This window comes from Couchioplanes caeruleus (genome assembly GCF_023499255.1).
Classification (GTDB): Bacteria; Actinomycetota; Actinomycetes; order Mycobacteriales; family Micromonosporaceae; genus Actinoplanes; species Actinoplanes caeruleus_A.
This window is the reverse complement of sequence record NZ_CP092183.1, coordinates 7330898-7349560: the sequence shown is the minus strand read 5'-3', so window position 1 is coordinate 7349560 and position 18663 is coordinate 7330898. Positions and strand designations below refer to the sequence as shown.

14 protein-coding genes are annotated in these 18663 nt (G+C 71.8%); 11 read left to right on the top strand and 3 right to left on the bottom strand.

The features are described from left to right. Positions 1 to 17: 17 nt before the first annotated feature. From COUCH_RS33880 to hpf, 10 genes are all read left to right on the top strand, one after another. Positions 18 to 860 carry a helix-turn-helix domain-containing protein gene (locus COUCH_RS33880; protein WP_249609238.1) on the top strand — a complete coding sequence of 281 codons (843 nt, stop codon included), beginning with the start codon at positions 18 to 20 and terminating at the stop codon, positions 858 to 860. A 40-nt stretch (positions 861 to 900) separates the two neighbouring features. Continuing rightward, entirely contained in the window at positions 901 to 1101 is a 201-nt protein-coding gene (locus COUCH_RS33875; RefSeq protein WP_249609237.1) for a DUF397 domain-containing protein, read from the top strand. 155 nt (positions 1102 to 1256) lie between these two features. Continuing rightward, positions 1257 to 2177: an iron uptake transporter permease EfeU gene (efeU, locus tag COUCH_RS33870; RefSeq protein ID WP_249609236.1), complete on the top strand. Its 921-nt coding sequence runs from the start codon at positions 1257 to 1259 to the stop codon at positions 2175 to 2177. A 12-nt stretch (positions 2178 to 2189) separates the two neighbouring features. Continuing rightward, entirely contained in the window at positions 2190 to 3332 is a 1143-nt protein-coding gene (efeO, locus tag COUCH_RS33865; protein WP_249609235.1) for an iron uptake system protein EfeO, read from the top strand. A gap of 8 nt (positions 3333 to 3340) precedes the next feature. Then, complete coding sequence (gene efeB, locus COUCH_RS33860; protein WP_249609234.1) at positions 3341 to 4588, top strand: iron uptake transporter deferrochelatase/peroxidase subunit; 1248 nt, start codon at positions 3341 to 3343, stop codon at positions 4586 to 4588. A 124-nt stretch (positions 4589 to 4712) separates the two neighbouring features. After that, complete coding sequence (gene mtrA / locus COUCH_RS33855) at positions 4713 to 5402, top strand: MtrAB system response regulator MtrA (protein WP_014688036.1); 690 nt, start codon at positions 4713 to 4715, stop codon at positions 5400 to 5402. A gap of 114 nt (positions 5403 to 5516) precedes the next feature. Beyond that, a complete protein-coding gene (gene mtrB / locus COUCH_RS33850) occupies positions 5517 to 7331 on the top strand; it encodes an MtrAB system histidine kinase MtrB (RefSeq protein WP_249609233.1) in 1815 nt (604 codons plus the stop codon). Beyond that, complete coding sequence (locus COUCH_RS33845) at positions 7328 to 9151, top strand: LpqB family beta-propeller domain-containing protein (RefSeq protein WP_249609232.1); 1824 nt, start codon at positions 7328 to 7330, stop codon at positions 9149 to 9151. The genes mtrB and COUCH_RS33845 overlap by 4 nt, the downstream gene beginning before the upstream one ends. A 768-nt stretch (positions 9152 to 9919) precedes the next feature. Continuing rightward, the gene (locus COUCH_RS33840; RefSeq protein WP_249613894.1) at positions 9920 to 10765 is read left to right on the top strand and encodes a ComF family protein; all 846 of its coding nucleotides are present in this window, start codon (positions 9920 to 9922) and stop codon (positions 10763 to 10765) included. 191 nt (positions 10766 to 10956) lie between these two features. Continuing rightward, positions 10957 to 11577 (top strand): ribosome hibernation-promoting factor, HPF/YfiA family, encoded by a 621-nt coding sequence (gene hpf, locus COUCH_RS33835; protein WP_249609231.1) that lies wholly within the window; start codon positions 10957 to 10959, stop codon positions 11575 to 11577. A 493-nt stretch (positions 11578 to 12070) separates the two neighbouring features. Here the strand turns inward: hpf and COUCH_RS33830 are convergent, their stop codons facing one another. Together COUCH_RS33830 and COUCH_RS33825 are read right to left on the bottom strand one after the other, a co-directional pair. After that, positions 12071 to 13204, bottom strand: coding sequence for a GNAT family N-acetyltransferase (locus tag COUCH_RS33830; RefSeq protein WP_249609230.1), 1134 nt, complete (start codon positions 13202 to 13204; stop codon positions 12071 to 12073). Beyond that, positions 13201 to 13755 carry a GNAT family N-acetyltransferase gene (locus COUCH_RS33825; protein ID WP_249609229.1) on the bottom strand — a complete coding sequence of 185 codons (555 nt, stop codon included), beginning with the start codon at positions 13753 to 13755 and terminating at the stop codon, positions 13201 to 13203. The genes COUCH_RS33830 and COUCH_RS33825 overlap by 4 nt, the downstream gene beginning before the upstream one ends. A gap of 315 nt (positions 13756 to 14070) precedes the next feature. On the opposite strand from COUCH_RS33825, the gene secA reads away from it, so the two are divergent. Beyond that, positions 14071 to 16968: a preprotein translocase subunit SecA gene (gene secA / locus COUCH_RS33820; protein ID WP_249609228.1), complete on the top strand. Its 2898-nt coding sequence runs from the start codon at positions 14071 to 14073 to the stop codon at positions 16966 to 16968. Positions 16969 to 17756: 788 nt separating this feature from the next. Here the strand turns inward: secA and COUCH_RS33815 are convergent. Further along, entirely contained in the window at positions 17757 to 18548 is a 792-nt protein-coding gene (locus COUCH_RS33815) for an Rv3235 family protein (protein ID WP_249613893.1), read from the bottom strand. Positions 18549 to 18663: the final 115 nt, after the last annotated feature.

Sequence of the window (18663 nt, the reverse complement as noted above, 5' to 3'; positions counted from 1 at the left end):
CCGGTACGGTGGCACGCGTGGCGCCGACATCGATGGCCGCACGCCGCGAGCTCGGCGACGAGCTCCGCCGCCTGCGCGGAAACCGCCGTGGCGCCGAGGTGGCCGGCGAGCTGGGCTGGTCCGAGTCGAAGCTGAGCCGCATCGAGACCGCCCGTACCGGGATCAGCGAGGCCGACCTCGAACGGTTGCTCAGCGTCCTCGGCGTACCGGCGCGCGACCGGTCCCGGCTGCGGGACATGGCGGGGCGCGGGCGGGCCCGGGTCTGGTGGGCGCCGTACCGCTCGTCGGTCCCGGACCGCTACGACGAGTACGTGGCCCTCGAGGCGGAGGCCACCGCGATCTGCGAGTGGGAGGCCCAGGTGATCCCCGGCCTGCTCCAGACCGACGAGTACGCCCACGCGGTCATCGAGGTCGGCGCGGACGTCCAGGACGCCGACACGGCGCAGCGGCGTACCGCCCTGCGGATGGCCCGGCAGAGCATCCTGGCCCGGGTGCCGTCGCCGCGCCTGTGCGTGGTTCTCGACGAGTCGGCCCTGCGGCGCGAGGTGGGCGGGCGTGGCGTCCTGCGCCGGCAGCTCCAGCATCTGTACGCCGCCGCCGACCGTCCCGGCGTCGAGCTGCGGATCCTGCCCTTCGCCGCCGGCGCGCACGCCGCGCTCGGGGAGACGTTCGTGGTCCTCGAGTTCGACAAGCGCCCGCCCGTGGTGCACAGCGAGGATCTCGTGGGCGGCCAGCTGCGGACCAAGCCGGAGGAGGTGCAGGTGTACCGGGACGCCTTCGCCGACCTGCGGTCCCGGGCGCTGCCGGTGCCGGCGAGCCGGGAGCTCATCGCTCGAACAGGCGAAGACCTGCTTGATTAGACAGTCGTTGAGCGGATGGTTTAACCATTCGCGAAGGGGCATGACATTGCAGCAGAACGCGTTGACCTGGCGAAAGAGCACCCGTAGCGCCGCGGCCGGGCACTGTGTGGAGGTGGCGTCGACCGCCTCCGCCGTCTTCGTCAGGGACTCGAAGGACGTGCGGGGGCCCGTCCTGGAGTTCGGCGCCGAGGGATGGGCCGAGTTCGTCGCCGGGGTACGGGACGGCGAGTTCGACCGCTGACCACACCGCGCGGGCGGCCTTCGGCCGCCCGCGCGGGCCTGTGCGCCGAAGTGTCGTGTGACCAGGGATATAGCCGTCCCGCTTGACTCAACCTCCTCTTCCGTGGCTAAGGTATGCCGAGCCTTACTTAGGGATGCCTTAGCAAACGGAGTGCCATGCTCGCCACCTACCTCATCGGCCTGCGTGAGGGGTTGGAAGCCACCCTGGTGGTGAGCATCCTCATCGCGTTCCTGGTCAAGGCCGGCCGCAAGGACCGCCTCGTGCAGGTCTGGTCCGGCGTCGGCCTCGCCGTGGCGCTGTCCGTGTTCTTCGGATGGCTGCTCAGCTACACCAGCACGACGCTGCTGCAGAAGTACGAGCACCGCGAGCTCTTCGAGGCGATCACCTCGGTCCTCGCCGTCGTCTTCGTCACCTGGATGATCTTCTGGATGCGCCAGGCCGCCCGCTCCATCGCCGGTGAGCTGCGCAGCAAGCTGCAGGACGCGCTCGCCGTCGGCTCGATCGCCGTCGCCGTCATGGCCTTCCTCGCCGTGGTCCGCGAGGGCCTCGAGACCTCGCTGATCTTCTACTCCGCCGTGCAGGGCGCGTCGTCCAACACCGGCCCTCTGCTCTCGCTGCTCGCCGGCATCGCCTCGGCCGTCGTCATCGGCTGGCTGATGTTCGCCACGGCCGTACGGATCAACCTGTCGGTCTTCTTCACCTGGACCGGCGCGCTGCTCATCCTGGTCGCGGCCGGGATCCTCAAGTACGGCGTGCACGACTTCCAGGAGGCCAACGTGCTGCCCGGGCTCAACACCCTGGCGTACGACATCAGCGGCGTGCTCAACCCCGACGCCTGGTACACCGCGCTGCTCAGCGGCATGTTCAACATCACGCCGACCGCGTCGGTGCTGGAGACCATCGCCTGGGTCGCGTACGGGGCCCCGGTCCTCGCGATCTTCCTGTGGCCGGCCCGCGCCTCGAAGCCCGTTTCGAAGGATCCCGCTCCGGCGTCCGCGCCTGTTTCCGAGGACCCCGCTCCGGCGTCCGCGCCTGTTTCCGAGACCCCCGCCCCGGCGCCCGCGCCCCAGCAGTAGGAGAACCGTTCCATGCGTACGACCCCCTTGCTCGCGCTGGCCGCTGCCGGTCTCCTGGGCGGCAGCCTGGCCGCCTGCGGCAACGACGGCGGCGACAGCACCGCGGCCGCGGCCGCCGGCGGGCCGATCACGGTCAAGGCCTCCGACACCGCCTGCGAGATCGCCAAGAGCACGGCCGACGCCGGGACCAGCGTCTTCACCATCACCAACGGCGGCAACAAGGTCACCGAGTTCTACGTGTACGCCCCCGGCGACCGCGTCATGGGCGAGGTCGAGAACATCGCGCCCGGGCTCTCCCGGGAACTGCACGTGGAGCTGCCGGCCGGGACGTACGAGACCGCCTGCAAGCCCGGGATGATCGGCAAGGGCATCCGTGCGGCGTTCACCGTCTCCGGCTCGTCCGCGCCGCTCACCGACGACGCCAAGCTGGCGCAGGCCACCGACAGCTACTCGCGGTACGTGAAGAGCCAGACCGCCGCGCTCCTGCCCAAGACCGAGGAGTTCGTCGCCGCGGTCAAGGCCAAGGACGTCGCGAAGGCCAAGTCGCTGTACCCGGTCGCCCGCACGTACTGGGAGCGCATCGAGCCCGTCGCCGAGATCTTCGGCGACCTCGACCCGAAGATCGACGGGCGCGAGGAGGTCGCCGAGGAGGGCATGGAGTTCACCGGCTTCCACCGCCTCGAGAAGGACCTGTGGGCCGCGAAGCCGGACGTCGCCAAGGACGGGCCGATCGCCGACCGGCTGCTCGCCGACGTGAAGGAGATCGTCGCCAAGGCCAACGCCGAGAAGCTGTCCCCGCTGCAGCTCGCCAACGGCGCGAAGGGCCTGCTCGACGAGGTCGCCACCGGCAAGATCACCGGCGAGGAGAACCGCTACTCGCACACCGACCTGTGGGACTTCAACGCCAACGTCGAGGGTTCCAAGGCCGCGATCGCCGCCCTCCGCCCGGTGCTCGAGGAGCGCGACGCGGCGCTGGTCAAGACCCTCGACACCGAGTTCGCCAATGTCGAAGCCGCGCTGGGCAAGTACCGCGCCGGTGACGGCTGGAAGCTGCACGACCAGCTCAGCCAGGCCGACCTGCGGAGTCTCTCGGACGCGATCAACGCGCTGGCCGAGCCGATCTCCAAGGTCGCCGCGGTCGTCTCGAAGAAGTAGGGGCCCCGATGACTGACAGCACGGTCTCCCGCCGGCGGGCCATCGCGCTCGCCGGCGTCGGCGTGGCCGGGATAGCCGGCGCCGCGGCGGTCGGCGGCGCCCTGGCCAAGGGCGGCGCGGGCGAGCAGGCCGCGGCGGCCGACGGATCGGTCCCGTTCGCCGGCGAGCACCAGGCCGGCATCGTGACCCCGGCGCAGGACCGGCTGCACTTCGTCGCCTTCGACGTCATCACCAAGGACCGCGAGCGGCTCATCACGCTGCTCAAGGACTGGACGGCGGCCGCCGCCCGGATGACCGCCGGTCACGACGCCGGCGAGATCGGCGCGGTCGGCGGCGTCCCCGAGGCGCCGCCGGACGACACCGGCGAGGCACTCGGCCTGCCGCCGTCCGGGCTCACCATCACCGTCGGCTTCGGCCCCACCCTGTTCCGCGACGCCGCCGGCCGCGACCGCTTCGGCATCGCCGCGAAACGCCCCCCGGCCCTCGACGACCTCCCGCACTTCCCGGGCGACGTCCTCGACGACTCCATCTCCGGCGGCGACCTGTGCGTCCAGGCCTGCGCCAACGACCCCCAGGTGGCGGTGCACGCCATCCGCAACCTCGCCCGCATCGGCATGGGCGTGGTCAGCGTGCGGTGGTCGCAGCTCGGCTTCGGGCGTACGTCGTCCACGTCGCAGACCCAGGCGACGCCGCGCAACCTCTTCGGCTTCAAGGACGGCACGGCCAACCTCAAGCTCGAGGAGACCGACCTGCTCAAGCAGCACCTCTGGGTGCAGCCCGGCGACGGCCCGGACTGGATGACCGGCGGCTCCTACCTGGTCACCCGCAAGATCCGCATGATCGTCGAGACCTGGGACCGGTCGTCGCTGGCCGAGCAGGAGAGCATCGTCGGCCGGCACAAGGGCACGGGCGCCCCGCTCGGCATGGCCCGGGAATTCGACGAGCCGGACGTCAAGGCGCTCCCGACGACGTCCCACGTCCGCCTCGCTCACCCGGACCTCAACGGGGGCGCACGGCTGCTGCGGCGCGGCTACAACTTCGTCGACGGCTCCGACGGGCTCGGACGGCTGAACGCGGGACTGTTCTTCATGGCGTACCAGAGGGACCCGCGCAAGCAGTTCGTACCGGTGCAGCTGAACCTGTCCCGCCACGACGAGATGAACGAGTACCTGAAGTACGTCTCGATCGGGTTGTTCGCCTGCCCGCCCGGGGTGAGCGGCCCGGACGACTTCTGGGGTCGTGCGCTGTTCTCCTGACGCCCCGATCCGGTGCCCGGCCTGGCTTTTCGGTGCGGTGCGGGCCATGATCGGCAGCGCCGCCCGTCGATGATCGGCCGGGCGGTCACACGGGCCGAAAGGGGACAGTGCAATATTGGATCGCATGAGAGCCCGCGTACTCGTCGTCGACGACGACCCCGCGCTGGCGGAGATGCTCGGCATCGTCCTGCGCAGCGAGGGCTTCCTGCCCTCGTTCGTGGCCGACGGTGAGCGGGCCCTCGCCGCGTTCCGGGAGAACAGGCCCGACATCGTCCTGCTCGACCTCATGCTGCCCGGCATGAGCGGCATCGACGTGGCCCGCGCCATCCGCGCTGAGTCCGGCATCCCGATCGTCATGCTCACGGCCAAGAGCGACACGGTCGACGTCGTGCTCGGGCTCGAGAGCGGCGCCGACGACTACGTGGTCAAGCCGTTCAAGCCCAAGGAACTCGTCGCCCGCATGCGCGCCCGCCTGCGCCGCGGCGAGGACGCCGCACCCGAGATGCTCACCATCGGGCCGCCCGGCAACCAGATCACCATCGACGTGCCGGCGCACACGGTCTCCCGCGACGGCGAAGAGGTCAAGCTGACGCCGCTCGAGTTCGACCTGCTGGTCGCGCTCGCCCGCAAGCCCCGCCAGGTCTTCACCCGCGAGGTCCTGCTCGAACAGGTCTGGGGTTACCGCCACGCGGCCGACACCCGCCTGGTCAACGTCCACGTCCAGCGGCTGCGCGCCAAGATCGAACCGGACCCGGAGCGGCCGGAGATCATCCTGACCGTGCGGGGGGTCGGCTACAAGGCGGGCACCGGATAGGCCTCGTCCGCCGGTCGGAGAAATTGTGGCTGGTTGGTAAGACCAGCGGGACGGGTGCGGAGGACCCGAGCGGCTAACCTTGCCCCCGAGATGCGTGCTCCCGCCTGGCTCCCGATGCCCGTCCGCCGAATCCTCCGGTTCGTGCGGCGATACTGGCGCGTGGCCGTGCGCCGCGGGCTCCAGCTCTCCGCTCCCGGCCGCCGGGCCTGGCGCCGCTCGCTGCACCTGCGGGTCGTCACGCTGACCCTCGTCGCGTCCAGCCTCCTGGTGGGCGGCTTCGGCTGGTTCATCGCCGACCGCAGCACCAAGATTCTGCTCGACCGCGCCGAGGACGAGGTCCGCTCGCAGATGCAGAGCAAGGTCGACTACGCGCTGCAGCAGCTCACCGTGCACCGGCAGGTCCGCGACCCGGAGCTGCCCACGACGATCAGCAACACCGTCACCCGGCTGGCGGACGGCGATCCCGCCGAGAGCGGCGGGGCCATCGTCGCGCTGCGCGCCGACAACTTCCCGGACCTCAAGCCGGTCACGTCGACCAAGGTCGACACGACCTCGCTGATCACCCCGGAGATGGTCCACGACGTCTCCCGGGAGGGCCACGTCGCCCAGCAGATCCGCACCGCCGAGGTCGGCGGCGTCAGCTCCAAATACCTTGTGTACGGGTCACCCGTGCCGACCAGCTTCGGGCACGTCGAGCTCTATTACGTCGTCCCGCTGACCACCGAGGACCGGGCGGCCAACCAGATCCGCACCACGGTCCTGGTCACCGGCCTCGCGCTGGTCATCCTCCTCGGGGTCGTCGCCGGCCTGGTCACCCGCATGGTGGTGACGCCCGTCCGGGTCGCCGCCCGCACCGCCCAGCGCCTCTCCGCCGGGCTGCTCGACCAGCGCATGAAGGTCGACGGCGAGGACGACCTGGCCCTGCTCGCCGCCTCCTTCAACCAGATGGCGGCCAACCTGCAGCGCCAGATCGTGCGCCTCGAGGAGATGTCCCGCCTGCAGCGGCGCTTCACCTCCGACGTGTCGCACGAGCTGCGGACGCCGCTCACCACCGTACGCATGGCCGCCGACCTGATCTTCGCCGAGCGCGACGAGTTCGACCCGGCGGTGGCCCGCAGCGCCGAGCTGCTCCAGGCCGAGCTGGACCGCTTCGAGAGCCTGCTGACCGACCTCCTCGAGATCAGCCGCTTCGACGCGGGCTTCGCCGCCCTCGACGCCGAGCACACCGACCTCGTGCCGATCGTCGAACGCGTCGCCGACCGTCTCGCCGGCCTCGCCGAGCGCGTCGGCGTGACGATCGAGCTCCGGCTGCCCGACACCCCGGTCATCGCGGAGGTCGACCCCCGCCGCGTCGAGCGCATCCTGCGCAACCTGGTGGGCAACGCGGTCGAGCACGGCGAGCGCAAACCGGTCGAGATCACCATGGCCACCGACGAGGCCGCGGTCGCCATCACGGTCCGGGACCACGGCGTGGGCCTCAAGCCGGGCGAGGAACGCCTCGTCTTCAACCGCTTCTGGCGCGCCGACCCGTCCCGCGCCCGCCAGACCGGCGGCACCGGCCTCGGCCTGTCCATCTCGGTCGAGGACGCCCGCCTCCACGGCGGCTGGCTCGAGGCGTGGGGCGAGCCGGGCGGTGGCGCCCAGTTCCGCCTCACCCTCCCGGTCCGCTCCGGCGACCGCCTGGTCTCCGCCCCGCTCCCACTGATCCCGCGGGACCGGGCCGTCGACGACCCGGCCAACGCCGCCGAGGGCCTGACCGGCTCGGCCGCGGCCGCCTCGTCCACCGTCGACCCTGCGCCCGCTCCACCGACGTCGGGTGCGCGCCCCGCGCTGTCCGTGCGCGACGCCTCGTCCCCGGCCGCCGGTGGGTCCGCCTCGTCCGGCCCCGGTGATCTCGACCTGGATGAGCCCGCGGAGGTGGGCCGATGAGGAAGCTGGCCCGCACGCTTCTCGCCGGTGCCCTGACCGGCACCCTGCTGCTCGGCGGCTGCGGCATCCCCGACAACACCGACGTCGTGACGGTCGGCCCGGGGCCCTCGACCGGTTTCTCGTCCAACGACGACGGCGCGCCCCCGCGTTACGGGCGCGAGGCGACGCTCGACACCGCCAAGTTCGTCGAGTATTACCTGCAGGCCGCGGGCGGAGACCCGGACGGCGCCGTCGACCGGGTCAAGCAGTTCCTCTCGCCGGCGGCCGCCGCCTCGTTCAAGCCGCCCGAGGGCGTCAAGATTGTGTACCTGACCGAGGATCCGCTGGTCAACCCGGGTAGCGACCAGGTCGAGCTCCGGGTGCGGACGCTGGGCGTGCTGGGCCCGAACGGCCGGCTGGACCCGGTGCAGGACACCGGCATCACCACGTACCAGCTGTCGGTCGCGTCCATCAGCGGCAAGACCGGGCTGTTCGTGACCAAGGCGCCGCCGGTGCTGCTGCTCAGCGACACGGCCTTCACGACGTGGTTCGTGCGCCGGACGATCTACTTCTGGAACCACGAGTACACCGCCCTGGTCCCCGACGTGCGCTACCTGCCGGCCGACATGCCGCCCGAGCAGGAGCCGCAGCGGATCATCAAGTGGCTCATCGAGGGCCCGTCCGACACGATCCACGACGCCGTGGAGCCGCTGCCCGAGGGCACGGCGCTGCTCGGCAACGTGCCCGCCGTCAGCAACGACAAGCTGCAGATCAGCCTGAGCGCCCAGTCCGTACGGCCGCCGGACGACCCGAAGGCGCTGGACCGGCTCCGCCGACAGCTGATGTGGTCGCTGCGGCCCAACCTGTCCCGGGTGCTCGAGCTCAAGATCGGCAACCAGGAGCAGACGAGTTACGACGGCAACGACTACCTCACCAGCAACCCGACGTACCGGCTGGCCGACTCGCCCGAGCGCTTCCTGATCTACAACAACCAGATCCGCCGCATGTCCCGCACGCCCGGCGCCGCGGACCCGCTCCCGGTCATCAAGCCGGAGGCCAACCGCAACGTACGGGCGGCCGCCTTCGCCCGCAGCCCCAGCGACCGCCGGTACGCGGCCCTCATCACCACCGAGGGCAACCACCAGGTGCTGCGCGTGGGCAGCGCGGGGATCGGGGAGCTGAGCGACCTGCGACGCGTCACCCTCCGAGGCGGCTCGACCGGGCAGCCGGTGTGGGCCATCACCTCCGACGACCCGCAGACCGGCGCGGTCGGGCTGCTCACCATCGGCGGCAAACTGTTCAGCTTCTCCGCCGACGGATCCCCGCTGCGCGCGGTCGCGTGGCCCGGACCGCCGGGCATGATCACGGCCGTGGCGGTCGCCCCGGACGGGCGCCGGGTCGCGCTGGCGGTCGGCGGCAAGCTGTACCTGGCGGCGCTGACGGCCGACGGCGACGGACCCCAGCTGTCCCCGCCCCGGCAGGTGCAGCTGCCCGTCCTGCGCGAAGTGTCGGCCGTCGACTGGGGCACGGAAACCTCGGTCATCGTCGCCGGCACCCGGGCCGACCGCGACCGCGTCGCCGTCATCGACACCGCGATCGACGGCACCCAGTGGATCGAGTCCCTCGCCGACATCGGCGTGGAGAAGGTGACCTACCTCGCGACGTACCCGGTGAGCCCCAGCAGCGGAAAGGTCACCCCCGACGTCATCGAGTACATGGCCAACGGAGCGACGTTCGACGTGCTGTCGGGCCCCGTCCGCATCGGCGTGGGAGACCTCGCCGAACCGGTGACCAACGCACCGGCCGGCGTCGTCCCCACCGCCCCGTCCTTCCTGCGCTGACCCGACGGGCGCGGCCGGCCTCTCGCGGCTCGGTATGGGCTGGGTGACCGGCGTTGGGCTGGGCTGCTGTGCTTCGCGGCGGTCCGCTTGGCTGTGCTGCGCCCGCTGGGATTGCGCCCGTTGGCCCGGCGCTCGCTGGGCCTGCGCACGCTGGGTCGTGTTGGTTACGTCTGGGCCTGCTGGGTCGGGCCTGCGACCGCTGGGCCGACTGGCTGGCCGGGTTGGCTCGGCTGCTGTGCCGGCTGGGCTGGGACTGGCCGTGTTGGCCGGGCTGGTCCGCTGGGTGAGCTGTGCTGTTCCCGGCTCGGCTGGCCGCGCTGGGCTGGGCTGGCCGCTGGTTGGGCTGGCTGCGTTGGGCTGGCCTGGCTGCGTTGGGCTGGGCTGGCCGCGCTGGGCTGGGCTGGCCGAGCTGGGCTGGGCTGGCCGCGTCGGTTGGGCTGATCTGGGCTGTGCCGGCTCGGCGCTGGGATGGGCTGGCCGTGCGGGTTCGGTTGGCCGGGCCGGGCCGGGCCGCGTCCGCTCGGCCGCGTCCGCTCGGCCGGTGGCCGCAGGGCCGTGGTGGCCACGCCCGGGCCCGCCGGGTCGGGCCTGCGACCGCTGGGCTGGCCGCGCCGGCTGAGCTTCCGCTGTCGAGGCGCGCGTTGGCATGACTGCGCCGAGACGAACTTCGGGCCACTGAGGTGGCGTACTGGAGGTGAACCTGTGAACGAGCGATCCCAAGCCGCTTCAACACCGCCGAGCCCCACCCTCGCGGCCCGACTTGCCGCGCTGGGTGCCGACCTGGCCGACCTCGTCCTTCCTGCCGCGTGTGCCGGCTGTGGCGGGGAACGGGTTCCGTTGCGTTTCGGTGTCTGTGCCGCCTGTGTCGCTGAGTTGGAGGCGCTGCGTCCGTACGCGACCGCGCCCGATCCGCCGCCGCCCGGGATGCCGGCGTGCACTGCTGTAGGGCCTTACTCCGGGGCGCTTCGGGGTGCGTTGCTGGCGTACAAGGAGCGGGGGCGGCATCGATTGGCCGGGCCTCTTGGCGGGTTGCTCGCGCGGGCCGTCGTCGAGGCGGCCGTTCGGGGGAGCGGCTGGGGTGTCACTCGATCAGGTGATGCGCGTGCTCTGCGCGTACCCCTGATTGTGGTGCCCGTGCCGTCGACCGTGAGCGCGGCGCGGGAGCGGGGTGGGGATCATATGGCGCGGTTGGCCGGACATGCCGTGCGGCGGTTGCGGGCCGCCGGGTGGGAGGCTGCCGTCCGGCAGCCGTTGCGGGCGTTGCCGCGTCCGGACTCTGCGTCACTGAACGTGGCCGCACGGGCGGCGGCGGCTGAGAGTTCGCTGCGAATCCGGGGGTCTCGGATCCGCGTTTCGCGGCGGCGGCCGACGATGGAGGGCACTCTGATAGTGGTGGACGACATCGTCACGACGGGGGCCACGCTCGCCGCTGTGACGGTACGGCTCCAGGAGGTGGACATGCAGGTCACGGGTGCTGCGGTGCTGGCGGCCACCCGGCTGCGCAGGCACCACGGGCGCGCGGGGCGGGAGAGTGCTCTCCGAGTGCCGCCAGGGCCGGAAGTCCTCGCACACGTTCCCCGAACGAGGGGTGACGGGCGGCCGTCGGCAGGTTAGCGTTCTGGTGACGAGGGTAAGCGATCCGCCTACCCGCAGCCGCCGGAGCGAAGTCGATCGTCTGACCCGCCGCACCGGAAAGGAGCGTCCTCGTAAGCCGATTCGGTCACGTACGTGGGATCGCTCCGGGATCCCCGTCGTCGCCGACACCAGCACACCGCGTCGAAGTGCAACGTTGGGGGAGGTCACGAGTGGACATTGTCGTCAAGGGCCGCAACGTAGAGGTTCCTGATCACTACCGGGAACATGTCGCCGACAAGCTGGCAAAGGTTGAACGGTACGACCAGAAGCTGATCAGAGTCGACGTGGAGCTCTTCCACGAGCGGAACCCCCGTCAGTCGGACTTCTGCCAGCGAGTGGAGATCACCGTCGTGACGCGGGGCCCCGTGATCCGGGCCGAAGCCTGCGCGAAGGATTTCTACGGCGCCCTGGACTGCGCCATCAACAAACTCGACGGGCGTCTGCGCCGTGCCGCCGACCGCCGCCGCGTACACCGCGGGCGGCACGCGCCGGTATCCGTGGCCGCGGCCACCGCAGGGCTCCCGACGGACCTGCCGGACCTGACCTCGCAGACCGAGGACTCCTCCGTGGCGACCGACCTCGCCGAACACGACGACACCCAGCCGTGGCGCATCGTGCGCGAGAAGGAACACCCCGCGGACCCGATGACCGTCGACGACGCCCTCTTCCAGATGGAGCTCGTCGGACACGATTTCTACCTGTTCCACGACAAGGACAGCGGCCGCCCGAGCGTCGTGTACCGGCGCCGCGGCTACGACTACGGCATCCTCAGCCTGGAGACGACCGCCTGACCGCAGGGCGGGGTCCGCGCGGCAACAGGCCGGCGGACCACCGCACCGGACGGCGCCCGGCCGGCCGCCGCGAAGGACGGCGCCGGCCAGGCCGCACACAGGCGGCATCCGGCCCTGCCACGCCGCGGCCCGCGCACCACGCGTAGGGCCGGCCGCACAGGGCGGGTCCGGAAGCCGTCGCTGGGAAGCCGACGCGTCACTGCCCAACCGGGTTCACCACGTCCCCGGGCAGACTGTCCGACCGGACGGGCACCACAGCGCCCGACGGGCGGCCACCGACTCCGCAGCAGGGCGATCGCGATGCCGATCGCCCTGCACCCTTCCCGCGACGCCGGCACGGCCGAAACAGGGCCGCCGGACCGCCCGGCCGAAGTGAGTCCCGGACCGCACGGCCGAAACAAGGCCGCCTGGCTGAACTGAGTCCGCGGACCGCACGGCCGAAACAAGGCCGCCGGGCCGCACGGCCGAAGCCGGGCCGCACGCCGGGAGCGGCTCACCCGTCCAGCCGTGCCCCCTCCACCAGCAGATCCTCCGCCAGCAGAGCGAACTGCACATCATCATTGCGCCGCCCGCCCTCACCAGGCAGCCGAGACCGCAGATAGGCCTCACGCTTGAACCCGGCCTTCTCCAGCACCCGCTGCGACCCCAGATTCGTCGGCAGCGCCCCGGCGATCAACCGGGCGATCCCCGTCTCCGCGAACGCCCACAGCGACAGCAACTGCGCCGCCCGCGTCGGGTACCCGCGTCCTCGCCACGCCGGCAGCATGCTGTACCCGATCATCGCCTGCCCGGTCGGCGGTTCCTGGTAGTAGAGGTCGATGCTTCCGGCGCTCGTACCGGTGGCGGTGTCGACGATGACCAGGTCCGCGCGGTCGCCGGCCAGCCAGTGCGCCTGCGCGCGGGCGCAGCGTTGCAGCATCTTCTCCGGGCCGGGTGGCACCGGCGGCACCGAGGTCGCGACGACGTCCTCGAGCGTGTGCAGTTCCGCGTAGAAGTCGAGGTCCGACGCGACCAGCGGGCGCAGGGTCACCACGCCGTCGGTGAGTTCGCCGCCGGGGAGGTCGGGCAGCAGCCGGTCCGTGGGGCCGGGCGGGTCGTCGGCGAGGCGGGCGTACGCGAGGACGTCTTCGCGCCGGCCGCTGCGGTCGGGCAGCGCTCCGCGGCGTACGCCTTCACGGTGGAAGCCCGCAGCGAGCGCGACCCGCTGGCTCGGCACGTTCTCCCAGTGGGTGAGCAGCTCCAGCCGGGACAGCCCGGTGTGGAAGGTGTGCTCGGTGAGCGCGCGGACCGCCGCGGTGGCGACGCCGCGGCCGCGGGCCCACGGGCCGGTCCAGTAGCCGATCTCCGCCTGGCCGCGGCCCGGGGAGACCCGGTCGATGCCCACCCCGCCGAGCAGCCGGTCCGTCACGGGATCCGCCACCGCGTAGAAGCCGCCGCCCGCCGCGAAGAGGCCCGGCACCAGCTCGGTCACGTACTCCTCGGCCTGGGAGCGGGTGAACGGATCCGGCATCTGCGTCAGCCAGCGCCGCATCTCCGGGTCGTTGTAGCCGGTGACGAGGTCGTCGAGGTCGTCCGCGCACAGGCCGCGCAGGCGTATCCCCTCGCCCGGAATCGTCGGCGCGATCACGCCATGTCCTCCCTCAGCAGCGAGCCGATCCAGCAGTCCCGGCGGGTGCCGCCGGTCACCAGCGCCCGCCGCAGCAGACCTTCCATCGTGAATCCCGCCTTCTGCGCGACCCTGCGGGACGCGTCGTTGCCCACCTCGGCACGCCACTGGATGCGCTCCAGCCCGAGTGCCTCGAAACCCCACCGGCAGGCCGCGGTCAGCGCCGTCGTGGCGTACCCCCGTCCGCGCGCCGCCGGCGCGACGAAGAAACCCACCTCGCCCGCCGCCGGCTCCGTGCCGGGCACTCTGAGATCAACCGATCCTTGGTACGCGTCATCGGGGCCGACAACCGCAAATACGGCTTCTTCGCCTCTGGCCCACCACGCGGGCACCTCGACGGTGACATACCTGAGCGCGTCCGCGTGGGTCCAGGGTTGCGCCACGCCGAACCAGCGCGCCACCTCGGGGTCGTTGTGGCACCGGGCGATCGCCGCGGCGTCCCGCTCCTCGGGTTTGCGGAGGGCGACGGCGCCCGCCTCGAGCCTCGGGTGCGCGTCGCCGAAGGTTCGCACGTCGTGGCGTACGGGAGGATCGAGGTCTTTCCCGGGCGGCCGGCGCCGGGACGCGGGATCTTGACACGCCCGGCGGGTCGCGCCGGTGCCGCAGGTCTGCGGCGGGCGAAACGGGGGGACGAGGGGATCCGGGCCGGGCACGCCGCCATCCTGCCCCGCTCCCGTTCCGCCCTGCCACACCTTTGCGGCTCCGCTGTCAGCGAACTCTCAGCCCTGTTTCGTCCTCTTTGCGATATTCCTGCGGGCCTCGGCTCACGGACTTCGCCACAAGACGCCTACGATGGTTCGGCAGACCGTCTAGGGGAGCGTTGACCCGTGTCGATTTTGGAAAAAGTCCTTCGTGCCGGCGAGGGCCGCATGCTGCGTCGCCTCAAGGCGATCGCCGAAGCGGTCAACTCGATCGAGGAGGATTACACCGACCTCACCGACGACGAGCTGCGCGAGCAGACCCAGCAGTTCAAGGAGCGCTACGCCGACGGCGAGTCGCTCGACTCGCTGCTGGTGGAGGCGTTCGCGGTGGCCCGTGAGGGCGCGCGGCGCGTGCTCGGGCAGCGGGCCTACGACGTGCAGCTCATGGGCGGTGCGGCGCTGCACTTCGGGAACATCCCGGAGATGAAGACCGGTGAGGGCAAGACGCTCACCGGCGTCTTCCCGGCGTACCTGAACGCCCTCAGCGGCGACGGCGTGCACATCATCACCGTGAACGACTACCTGGCCCAGCGCGACGCCGAGTGGGTCGGCCGGGTGCACGTCTTCCTCGGCCTGACCGTCGGCGTGATCCTGCCCAACCGGCCCGCCGCCGAGCACCGCGCCGCGTACCTGTGCGACATCACGTACGGCACCAACAACGAGTTCGGCTTCGACTACCTGCGCGACAACATGGCGTGGTCGAAGGGCGAGCTGGTGCAGCGCGGCCACAACTTCGCCATCGTCGACGAGGTGGACTCGATCCTCATCGACGAGGCCCGCACCCCGTTGATCATCTCCGGCCCCGGCGAGCACTCCGCCCGCTGGTACGGCGAGTTCGCCGCCCTGGTCGGCCGCCTGCAGAAGGGCAAGGACGGCGAGGGCGACTACGAGGTCGACGAGGCCAAGCGCACGGTCGCGATCACCGAGCGCGGCGTCGCCCGGGTCGAGGACCGGCTCGGCATCGACAACCTGTACGAGTCGGTGAACACCCCGCTCGTGGGCTACCTGAACAACGCCATCAAGGCCAAGGAGCTCTACAAGCGCGACAAGGACTACATCGTCGACGAGAACGGCGAGGTCCTCATCGTCGACGAGTTCACCGGCCGCATCCTGCACGGCCGCCGCTACAACGAGGGCATGCACCAGGCCATCGAGGCGAAGGAGGGCGTGGAGGTCAAGCAGGAGAACCAGACCCTGGCGACCATCACGCTGCAGAACTACTTCCGCCTCTACAACAAGCTCGGCGGCATGACCGGTACGGCGCAGACCGAGGCCGGCGAGTTCAACCAGGTCTACAAGGTCGGCGTCGTGAGCATCCCGACGCACCGGCCGATGATCCGCATCGACCACCCGGACGTCATCTACAAGACCGAGAAGGCCAAGTTCAACGCGGTCATCGAGGACATCGCCGAGCGGCACGCCACCGGCCAGCCGGTGCTGGTCGGCACCGTCTCGGTCGAGAATTCCGAGATCCTCTCCACCCTGCTGCGCCGCCGGGGCATCCCGCACAGCGTCCTCAACGCGAAGTTCCACGCCCAGGAGGCGCAGATCATCGCGCAGGCGGGCCGCAAGGGCGGGGTGACGGTCGCCACCAACATGGCCGGCCGCGGCACCGACATCCTGCTCGGTGGCAACCCCGAGTTCCTCGCCTCCGCCGAACTGCACCAGCGTGGCCTGGACCCGGTCGAGAGCCCGGAGGAGTACGCGAAGGCCCTCGAAGAGGTTCTGCCCGCCTGGAAGGAAGCCTGCGAGGAGGAGGCGGCCGAGGTCATCGCCGCCGGCGGCCTGTACGTGCTGGGCACCGAGCGGCACGACTCGCGCCGCATCGACAACCAGCTCCGCGGCCGCTCCGGCCGCCAGGGCGACCCGGGCGAGTCCCGGTTCTACCTCTCGCTGCAGGACGACCTCATGAAGCGGTTCCGCGCCGGCGCGGTCGAGGCGGTCATGGAGCGCTTCAACATCCCGGAGGACGTCCCCATCGAGTCGAAGATGGTGACCCGGCAGATCCGCAGCGCCCAGACCCAGATCGAGGCGCAGAACGCCGAGATCCGCAAGAACGTCCTGAAGTACGACGAGGTGCTCAACAAGCAGCGCATGGTCATCTACGCCGAGCGCAAGCGCGTGCTCGACGGCGAGGACATGCACGACCAGGCCGAGCACATGATCGACGACGTGGTCGCCGACTACGTCACCGCTGCGACCTCCGACGGGTACGCGGAGGACTGGGACCTCGAGCAGCTCTGGACCAACCTCAAGCGCCTGTTCCCGCTCAGCCTCACGATCGAGGACATCGTCGAGGAGGCCGGCGGCGAACGCAGCAGCCTCGACCAGGAGTTCCTCGTCGCGCAGATCAAGGAGGACGCGCGGCGGGCGTACCAGGCCCGCGAGGACGAGCTGGGCGAGGAAGCGGTCCGTGAGCTGGAGCGCCAGGTCCTGCTCGCGGTGATCGACCGCAAGTGGCGCGAGCACCTCTACGAGATGGACTACCTGCAGGAAGGCATCAGCCTGCGGGCGTACGCCCAGCGCGACCCGGTGGTCGAGTACCAGCGCGAGGGCTTCGACATGTTCAACCAGATGATGGAGGGCATCAAGGAGGAGGCGGTCGGCTTCCTGTTCAACCTGGAGGTCCAGGTCGAGGAGGCCCCGACGGTCACGGTCGACCCGTCCCAGGCCGTACCGCTGCCCACCGCGGACGAGCCCGAGCAGCACGTCGAGGTCCGCGCCAAGGGCCTCGGCGGCAACCGCCGCCCCCAGGCCCTGCAGTACACGGCCCCCACCATCGACGGCGAGGCCGGCGCGGGCGCCCCGCAGATCCAGCACCCGGAGCAGCAGGCCCCGGCCCTGGGCATCGGCGCGGCCCCGGTCGTCCCGGCCAGCCCGGCCCACACCGGAGCCCACCGCACCACCGGCCCCCGCACCTCCGGCCAGGCAGAAGCCAGCAACGGCCCGTCCCGCAACGCCCCGTGCTACTGCGGCTCAGGCAAGAAGTACAAGCGCTGCCACGGCGCCCCGGGCGCGGTCTGACCCGGACGCTGAGCAACCGGCCCGGCCCCCGCGGACAACGTTTCGCGGGGGCCGGGCCGTTTCGCGACTACGGCAGCTGCCGGTCGAGCCCAAGCCCGCCCGCCGACCGCCCGCTGCCCGCCCGCCGACCGGCCCTTGTCCGCCCGGCTGTTGGGCCGCGGGTTTTCGCCCGGCCGCCGGCCCGCGGTTGTCTGCCCGCCCGCCGTTGCCCGCCCGCGGTTGTCTGCCCGTCCGTTGTCTGCCCGCCCGCGGTTGTCTGCCCGTCCGTTGTCTGCCCGCCCGCGGTTGTCTGCCCGTCCGTTGTCTGCCCGCCCGCGGTTGCCTGCCCGCCGGCCGCCCGCCGGTCGTTGCTCGCTTGCTGCCGCCGACTGCGAGCTCGTGGTTGTTCGCTGGCTGCCGCCCGCTGCCAGCCGGCCGTTGTCCGCTGGCCGCCGTCAGCTCGCCGGCAGCCCGTCGCCAGCTCGCCCGTTGCCCGCCGTCAGCCGCCCGGCGCCTCGCGGCTGCCCAGGGGCTCTTCGCGGACATGGACGACATCCCCAGCCCATGGGTGGTGAGGCCCAGGACGGCCGCCGCCTGCACTGCTCAGCGGACGCCCCGGGTGCCCGGCGTGGTCGCGGCCGCTCCGACCGGCTCAGGCCGAACGCAGCGACCGGTCAGGTCCGACGCGGCGCCATGGCCGGTCAGGTCCGAACGCGCCGCACAGCCGGTCAGACCCGACACGGCGCCCTGGCGCTCCAGTTCCAACGCAGCGCCATGGAGGGTCGTGGTCGAACGCAGCGCGTGGCTGGTCAGATCAAGCGCAGCACCGTGGCCAGCCATGCGTCGTCGTGAAGTTCGAGGCGGAGCGCCAGCGCCCAGGACCGGTCGCCGATGACCAGGACCGCCGCCGCCTCGACCGCCCCCGGCCGCGGCTCACACAGGCTCACCTTGACCACGGCCGCGGGGGCGGGGCGATGGGAGCGGGAGGGCCGTCCGGTGCCGCGGCGCGCCTCGGCCACACGGTGGGCGGCTGTGACGCCCTGTGCGACGACCGCCGCCGCTTCACGGGGCTGGGCGAGTCTGCGGAGGTGCGCCGCCGGGCGGTAGCCGTTCAGCACCTCGATGCACGAGCCGACGAACCTTCGGACCGCAAGGCGCGCGTCCGGTGACACCCCCGCCGCGAGACCCGTGGCCGGGACCGCCGGCCGCGCAGTGCCCCCAGCAGCCTCGGCGGTGACTTGGGCTGAGCCCGCCGCCCGGGCGGTGACGCCGGCTGAGTCGGCCGTCCGAGCGGCCTTCGCACCCGATCCCGCCGCCGGAGCAGTCCCGCCCGCTGAGCCCGCCGCCCGGGCGCTCGCCCCAGCTGAACCAGCCGCCTGATCGCCGCCCCCAGCCGGAACGGCCGGCCGGGCGGGAGCGGACGGCCCCGCCGAGTCGCTCCGCCCGGGTGGCCGACGCGTCGCAGGCAGGAGGCGGGCAAGGTCGAAGGCCAGCTGATGCGGCGACGCCCAGTCGTCCGGTTCGCGCTCGTCGTCGTACGGCGGCTCGTGGTGGGGCGCTCGCCGGAGCCTGATAGCGGGGTTCACGTCCTGCCGAGTCATCTGCGCCGTCGACACACCGCACCTCAATTCTTGCGTTTGCCTTCGTTTGCCTACGGCAAGAAGTGTTCCGAGGGTGTACGGCACCGTCAATGCCAGGTTCGGATCCTGTGGATAA